Here is a 6,756-nt window from a genome sequence, read left to right as displayed (position 1 = left end):
CGTCGTGAACCGACCCGGGCGTGAGGGCGCCGGCATCGATCACCCGGCCGCGGAGACACGACTTCACCCGAACGAGACATTTGCATGAGCTTCCACGACGCCGCCGAGGCCGGCGATGAGGACCGGGATGCGGCCGAAGTGGTCGGAGAGGGTGCCGCCGAAGAAGCCCGCGGCGATGGAGAAGAACACCGAGGAGCCGATGACCAGGCCGACTGCCGCGGGTTCGAGCCCGAGTTCGCGGTGGAGGAAGACGGCCAGGAACGGGATGGTGACGGAGTTGGCAAGGCTCATGATTCCGGAGCCTGCGACCAGGAGTTTGGCAAGGAACGGGGTGCGGGAAGTGCGCATGGGATTACCTTCTGCCGGAGGGAGTTCGCGGTGCCGGGTCCGGCAGGCCGCGGCCTGCCGGACCCGCCGGTGTCTAGGTGAGGTAGCCGAGGGCGGCCATCATGCCGACTTCGCCGTGGTAGAGGTTGTGGCAGTAGAGCATCCACAGCCCGGGGTTGACGGCGTCGAAGTCGACTTCGAGGGTCTGCCCGGGCAGGACGATCGCGGTGTCCTTGCGCAGGCCGATGTCGGCGAGGGCGAAGGTGTGGCCGTGCAGGTGCATCGGGTGCCACATCGCGTCGCCGTTGATGAACCGGAGCCGGACCCGCTCGCCTTCCTCGATCGGGTAGGGGTTCGCGAGGTCGTGCGGGTGGCCGTTGATCGCCCAGTCGAACTGCTCCATCGACCCGGTGAGTTCCGGGTCGATGGTCCGGTCAGGTGCCTTGGCGGGCAATGCGACCGGCTCGGCCGGGGCGAGTTCGGCATAAGAGAGGACGTGCCCGGTCAGCTCCGCCGGCGCGAAGTCGGCCGCCGGGGGGAGCGCGGCGGCTCCGCCGCGCAGCACGGAACGACGTGTCAGTGCACGCATGGTGATGGAAGCCTTTCGGATCGGGTCTGCGGTGAATCTGGAAGCGGCGGCTTATCCCCGTGGCGGGGGCCGCATCTAGATCCGCAGGACCGCGATCCGATTGAGCAGCAGCGACATCGGAGTGAGCCGTGGCGGATGCGGCCGGAAGCCGTGCTGAATCGAAGGTCGAGCGAGCGCTGCAACTATCGCCGACATCCGATTGCGGAACTCGGACCACAACGGCCGCAGGAACTCTGCGATGGACCGGAGCAGCATTCCGCCGCATAGGACCATGGCGGTCAGCAACGACAGCAGACCGCCACTGTGGCCATCGTGCTCATCGGTGTCCGGCACGGTTTCGGGATCGCCGTGATGGGCCATCCCGGCGTGGTGATGTGCGGCCGGTGAAGCGCTGCCCGCCTCGGATCCGGCATCTTCGCGATGCCCCCGGTGGCCCCACGAATACATCGCCACCAAGCCCACCATGAGCAGCGCCACCAGCGCGACGCGCGCGATCCTGCGGGCCATGGAACCACCTGGGCGATCGAAGGAGACAGACGGAGTGCCTGGTGCTGCGAGAGGGAGCTTCGCGGTGCGGGCTCAACACCCACGAACTATACCCCAGTGGGGTATCGGACCGTCCTCCCGGTGAGGCCTTAGTCAAGCCAGCCGAGGCGGGCGGCGAGGGCGCCGGCCTGGAAGCGGCTGGTGGCGCCGAGTTTGCCCGTGAGGCGGGCAACGTGAGCCCCGCCCGCGAACGACAACTATCGTGGATAGTAGTTTGGATTCCTGCAATGCGCCCCGACATCCCCGAGGGAGTACCTGCTCGTGAAGCCTTCGCTTGTTCGTCGCAAATGGACTTCGATCGCCGTGATCGGTGGCCTCCTCGTCTCCGGGGTGGCCTCGGCCCCCGCCTGGGCCCAGCGTGACACCGGGGAGATCAACGACGAGATCGAGGAGACCGATCAGAACCTCACCGCGGCCGTCGAGGAGTACAACCAGCTGGCGCAGGAGGCGCAGGACAACCGCGACATGATCGCCCAGACGCAGGAGTCACTGGATTCCGCGGAGGCGGACCTGGACTCCCTGCGTTCGCAGCTCGCCGACTACATCACCGCGACCTACGTGGACCAGGGAATCGGCGATGCCGCGCTGCTGCTGGAATCGGGTTCCCCCGACGCGTTCGTCGAACGTCTCGACCGGCTCAACTCGGCGAACCTCTACAGCTTCGATCTTCTAGACGAGCTCAAGACCGCCTCCGAGGAGTACACGACCCAGCTCGACCTCCTCGAAGACCTCCAGGCCGACCTCGACGAGCAGGAGGCCGAGCTGAAGCAGCGGCAGGACGAACTGAACGCCCGGATGGACGACCTGGAAGAGGAGTGGCAGGCCGCCGCGGGTGACGCGATCACGGACTACGACCTGCCCTACATGAACGACGACGAGTACGCGGTCGTCTCCTTCGCGCTCGACCAGGTCGGCAAGCAGTACGTGTGGGGGACCGCGGGGCCGGACACCTACGACTGCTCGGGCCTGATCCTGCGCGCCTACGCGCAGATCGGGATCGAGCTGCCGCACAACGCCGCCGCCCAGTACCGCGAGACGGCGAGCATCAGCCGCGACGAGCTGCAACCGGGCGACCTGGTGTTCTACAACGACCTCTCGCACATGGGCATGTACATCGGCAACGGCCTCATCGTCCACGCCCCGAACTCCCGCACGGTCGTCAAGGTCGTCGAGCTCGACCACGGCAACGTCTGGTACGGCGCGACCACCATCCTCCATTGAGTCACGACCAGGGCTTGCGAAGGCGTTCTCCCGCATCGATAGTGTGCTGAGCGCATCGCACGCCCTGAGACTTTGCGGCCACTGCCTCGTGGGTAATCGCGCAGAACTCACCGACATGGTCGGCGTGCTGGCCGTGGACATCGCGGCCGATCAGGGAAAGGCCTGCGTCATCGTCGACGACCTCACGGCCGCCGAGTGTGCCGCCGATGCGCTCATGCCGGATGGGACAGCGACCGCATGAGCGATCTGCCACACCATGGTTGATATACCCCCCGGGGGTATGATAGAAATACTCCCACGCGGATCCCCGGGCTTCGAGGCTCCGCAAGTAAACGGAGTAGTGCCCCTCTGGCATACCCCCTACCGGTATAGGAGACGGACATGTCGTCCACATCGACACCCCCGGCCTCGCGCCGCTGGACCGCGCTGGCGCTCATCGCGCTCGCCCAGTTCATGGTCATCATGGACACCTCGATCATCGGCGTCGCCCTGCCGAAGATGCAGGAAGACCTCGGGTTCACCCAGGAGAACCTCTCGTGGGTCTTCAATGCCTACGTCGTCGTCTTCGGTGGTCTGCTGCTGCTCGGCGGCCGACTCTCGGACCTGTTCGGCGCGAGGCGGATGTTCAGCCTCGGCTGGATCGTCCTGGCCGCCGGGTCGCTGCTCGCGGGCATCGCCCCGAACGTGGCGGCCGAGCTCGCCGGGCGCGGGATCCAGGGTGCCGGCGCCGCGCTCATCGCGCCCTCAGCGCTGACGCTGCTCATGATGCTGTTCGGCGGCAACCCGAAAGAGCTGACCAAGGCGTTCGCGTTCTACGGCGCCGCCGCGCCGGCCGGCGGCACGGCCGGCGTCTTCCTCGGCGGCCTCATCACCGAGTACGCCTCCTGGCCCTGGGTCTTCTACATCAACATCCCCGTCGCGGTCCTCGCCCTCGCCGCCGCCCCGGCGCTGCTGCCCTCCGGTGGCGCGCAACGCGGCTCCATCGACGTGCTCGGCGCACTGACCGCGACGCTCGGATTGGCGGCGGCGGTGTTCGCGATCGTCCGCGCGGCCGAAGTCGGCTGGGCGTCCGCCGCCACCTGGGGCACGCTCCTGGTCGCCGCCGCTCTGCTCGTCGGTTTCATCGCCTTGCAGGCGAAGCGCCGCAATCCGCTGATGCCGCTAGCGATCTTCCGCGCCCCGAACCTCGGTGCGGCCAACCTCGCCCAACTCCTGCTCGGTGCAGCGTGGATCCCGATGTGGTTCTTCCTGAACCTCTACCTGCAGCAGGTCCTCGGGTTCTCCGCGTTCCCCTCGGGGGCGGCGCTGCTGCCGATGACGGCGCTCATCATGGTCGGCATGGTGGCCCTGGCTCCCAGGCTCATGGCCCGCTTCGGCCCCAAGGCCATGATCGTCACCGGCCTGGTGCTCCTGGCCGGCGGCCTGCTCTGGCTCTCGTTCATCCGTCCTGAAGGGACCTACGCTGTCGACGTCCTGCCCGCCTCGCTGCTGGCGGCGCTGGGCATGGCGCTGGCGTTCATCCCCTCGCTGCAGATGGCGATCTCCAGCGCCCGACCGGAAGAAGGCGGCCTGGCCTCGGGCATCGTCAACACCGGCTACCAGATCGGCTCGGCTCTGGGCCTGGCCGTGGTGACCGCGCTGGCGGTTGCGAACGGCGCCGGCGAGGTCGGGAACGCACCGGCGCTGACCGAGGGCTTCTCGACCGCGTTCATCGCGGCGGCGGTCGTGGCCCTGGCCGCCGCCGTGCTGGCCGCGGTGACGGTGCGCCGCGCGAAGGCAGAGGTGACCACTGCGGCTTAGGACTGAAACGCAAGACCGGCGGGGCCGGGCGGCAGTGATGCCGCCCGGCCCCGCGGTGGTTAGTCCCTGTAGCCGATGACGGCCATCATGTCTGATTCACCGTGGTAGAGGTTGTGGCAGTGGACCATCCACCGGCCGGGGTTGACCGCGTCGAAGTCGACTTCAAGGGTCTGGTCCGGCAGGACGATCGCGGTGTCCTTGCGCAGACCGGTCTCGGCGAGTGCGAACGTGTGGCCGTGCAGGTGCATCGGGTGCCACATGTGTCCGTCGTTGACGAACCGCAGCCGCACCCGCTCGCCTACTTCGATGGCATACGGGTTGTCGAGGTCGTGGGGCCTGCCGTTGATGGCCCAGTCGTAGTCGCCCATCGACCCGGTGAGCTCGAGGTCGATCGTCCGGTCCGGTTCGCGCGCCTCCAATGCGACCGCATCGGCGGGTGCGAGCTCGCCATAGGACAGCACGTGCCCGCTCAGCTCGGTCGGCGCGAAATCGGCCGCCGGCGCTTCGCCCCGAGCCGGTCCGCACCAATGCGCGGCCGCGCATCTGCTTGCCCTCGGCTTCGGCGACGAGCGCGAATACGCCGTAGAGGCGGACGATGATCGCGCCGCAGACCATGAGGCCGACGGCCGACAGCAGCGGCGACAGGCCGGGGTCGTCCTCGGTTGGGGCCGGCATGGAGTTCGCATGGCCGTGGTGACCGCCGTGCCCCGTCACAACGATCTCGCCGTCCTGACCGCCGTGCGCGGTGTGCCCGAACGAGTGCATCGCGACGACACCCAGCATCAGCCCCGCGACGAGCGTGATGCGAGCGGCGAACGCGGTGAGGGTCAAGGAGGGCCCCGTCGAGTGGTCGGTTCGGTGGCGGTCTGCCGCCCCTATCTACTATCATGAATAGTAGATCCAGGGCAAGGGTGAGGGATAGGGTTCATGTCGAGAGAGGGGTGCTGATGCCAAGACTCGGCGAGCTCGAAGCAGCGATCATGGAGGTCCTGTGGTCCGCGTCCGACCCGGCCACCGTCCGCAAGGTCCTCGGCGCACTCGAACGCGACCCGGAGCCGGCCTACACCACCGTCATGACCGTCTTGGACAACCTGCACCGCAAGGGCATCGTGACCCGAGAGCGCGCGGGGCGCGCCTGGGCCTACCGCGCCGCGCAATCCCGCGAGGAGTTCGACGCCGACGCCATGGCCGCCGTGCTCGAGTCCTCCGCCGACCGCAGCGCCACGCTGCTGCGCTTCATCGGCAAGATCAGCCCTGAGGAGCTGGCGCGCCTGCGCGAGACCCTCGACGCCGCCGAGGGCACCCGATGACCGCAGCGCTGCTCCTGATCGCCTACGCCGCACTGCTCGGCGTCCTCGGTCCGCGACTGATGGACCGCGTCAAATGGGCCGCCGCCTCACCGCGGCTGGCGATCACCACCTGGTTCGCGCTGGCCGTGTCGTTCGTGCTGGCACTGGTGCTCGCAGGCGCAGCGATCGTGCTCCCGACGAACATGTTCGCCAGCGGTGCCGCCAGTTCCGTCGAAGCGTGCGTCGCCACACTCCACGAGCTGCACGGAGCGGTCGGCGGCTCGCTCATCGCGGTAGTCGCAGCCGGATTGACCTGGGCCCTCCCGCTGTGGCTCATCATCGCGGCTATTGGGGTGGTCCGGTCGACCGCCGCCGAGCGGTCACGGCTGCGGCACCTCCTCGCGAGCGCGCCCCGAGACCGCCGCCTCGGCGCGGTCGTCGTCCAAGGCACCCGCCCCGCCGCTTACTGCCTGCCGGGCAAGGGCGGCCTGGTCGCCGTGACCTCCGGAGCCCTCGCGCTGCTGGATCGGCCCCAGCTCGCCGCCGTGCTCGCGCATGAACGCGCACACCTCGCCGGACGCCATCACCTCCTTGTAGCCCTTGCGCAGACGGGGCAACGCGCCTTGGGATGGTTCCCGCTGTTCGCGCGTCTTCCCGGGCGCATCGGCCACCTCGTCGAACTCGCCGCCGACGACGCCGCCGCACAGAGCGCGACGCGCAGCGCCCTTGCCCGCAGCCTGCTGAAGGTCGCCACCGCCCAGGCCCCGGCCGAGGCGCTCGCCGCCAGCGGCGGCGACACCGTCGCCCGCATCGAACGGCTGCTCGATGCTCCCGTAGCACCGGGTCCCGCAGGCATCGGCACGATCCTCAGCGGCAACGCCGCGGCAGTGGCCGCACCCGTCCTGATCCTCGCCACCCCGGTCCTCACCGCCGTCAGCTTCGCCTGCTGCTAGGTACGACACCGCTTCCCACTGTCGGGGTGGC

General features: G+C 68.7%; 9 protein-coding genes and 1 pseudogene. 6 read left to right on the top strand and 4 right to left on the bottom strand.

From position 1 onward, the window contains the following. Window positions 1-63: 63 nt before the first annotated feature. The 3 genes and pseudogenes from AB0I03_RS25965 to AB0I03_RS25955 all read right to left on the bottom strand — a co-directional run bounded on the left by AB0I03_RS25965 (window position 64) and on the right by AB0I03_RS25955 (window position 1,423). The gene (locus AB0I03_RS25965; protein ID WP_360417229.1) at window positions 64-348 is read right to left on the bottom strand and encodes an MFS transporter; all 285 of its coding nucleotides are present in this window, start codon (window positions 346-348) and stop codon (window positions 64-66) included. Between the two features lie 73 nt (window positions 349-421). Continuing rightward, window positions 422-862 (bottom strand): annotated as a pseudogene (locus AB0I03_RS25960) (multicopper oxidase domain-containing protein); the annotation flags it as partial. A gap of 129 nt (window positions 863-991) precedes the next feature. Further along, complete coding sequence (locus AB0I03_RS25955) at window positions 992-1,423, bottom strand: hypothetical protein (RefSeq protein ID WP_360417227.1); 432 nt, start codon at window positions 1,421-1,423, stop codon at window positions 992-994. A gap of 342 nt (window positions 1,424-1,765) precedes the next feature. Here AB0I03_RS25955 and AB0I03_RS25950 point away from each other — a divergent pair, with 342 nt between their 5' ends. The 3 genes from AB0I03_RS25950 (at window position 1,766) to AB0I03_RS25940 (ending at window position 4,483) form a co-directional block, all read left to right on the top strand. Then, window positions 1,766-2,683, top strand: coding sequence for an NlpC/P60 family protein (locus AB0I03_RS25950; RefSeq protein ID WP_360417225.1), 918 nt, complete (start codon window positions 1,766-1,768; stop codon window positions 2,681-2,683). Window positions 2,684-2,798: 115 nt separating this feature from the next. Continuing rightward, window positions 2,799-2,924, top strand: a complete 126-nt coding sequence (locus tag AB0I03_RS25945; RefSeq protein WP_360417223.1) for a hypothetical protein — start codon at window positions 2,799-2,801, stop codon at window positions 2,922-2,924. Window positions 2,925-3,064: 140 nt separating this feature from the next. Further along, window positions 3,065-4,483: an MFS transporter gene (locus AB0I03_RS25940; RefSeq protein WP_360417221.1), complete on the top strand. Its 1,419-nt coding sequence runs from the start codon at window positions 3,065-3,067 to the stop codon at window positions 4,481-4,483. A gap of 59 nt (window positions 4,484-4,542) precedes the next feature. Here the strand turns inward: AB0I03_RS25940 and AB0I03_RS25935 are convergent, their stop codons facing one another. Then, window positions 4,543-4,944: a multicopper oxidase domain-containing protein gene (locus tag AB0I03_RS25935; protein ID WP_360417219.1), complete on the bottom strand. Its 402-nt coding sequence runs from the start codon at window positions 4,942-4,944 to the stop codon at window positions 4,543-4,545. Between the two features lie 223 nt (window positions 4,945-5,167). On the opposite strand from AB0I03_RS25935, the gene AB0I03_RS25930 reads away from it, so the two are divergent. From AB0I03_RS25930 to AB0I03_RS25920, 3 genes are read left to right on the top strand one after another with little or no spacing between them, the layout of a single operon-like run. Continuing rightward, window positions 5,168-5,374: a hypothetical protein gene (locus AB0I03_RS25930; protein WP_360417217.1), complete on the top strand. Its 207-nt coding sequence runs from the start codon at window positions 5,168-5,170 to the stop codon at window positions 5,372-5,374. Between the two features lie 56 nt (window positions 5,375-5,430). Further along, window positions 5,431-5,793 carry a BlaI/MecI/CopY family transcriptional regulator gene (locus AB0I03_RS25925; RefSeq protein WP_360417215.1) on the top strand — a complete coding sequence of 121 codons (363 nt, stop codon included), beginning with the start codon at window positions 5,431-5,433 and terminating at the stop codon, window positions 5,791-5,793. Then, a complete protein-coding gene (locus AB0I03_RS25920) occupies window positions 5,790-6,725 on the top strand; it encodes a M56 family metallopeptidase (protein WP_360417213.1) in 936 nt (311 codons plus the stop codon). Before AB0I03_RS25925 ends, AB0I03_RS25920 begins: the two co-directional genes overlap by 4 nt. The last annotated feature ends 31 nt before the right edge of the window (window positions 6,726-6,756 follow it).

The sequence above is a fragment of the Glycomyces sp. NPDC021274 genome (genome assembly GCF_040641195.1).
In the GTDB taxonomy this organism is placed as follows: domain Bacteria; phylum Actinomycetota; class Actinomycetes; order Mycobacteriales; family Micromonosporaceae; genus Glycomyces.
Note: the sequence above shows the minus strand (reverse complement) of the source record. Positions and strands in the feature narration are given on the sequence as shown.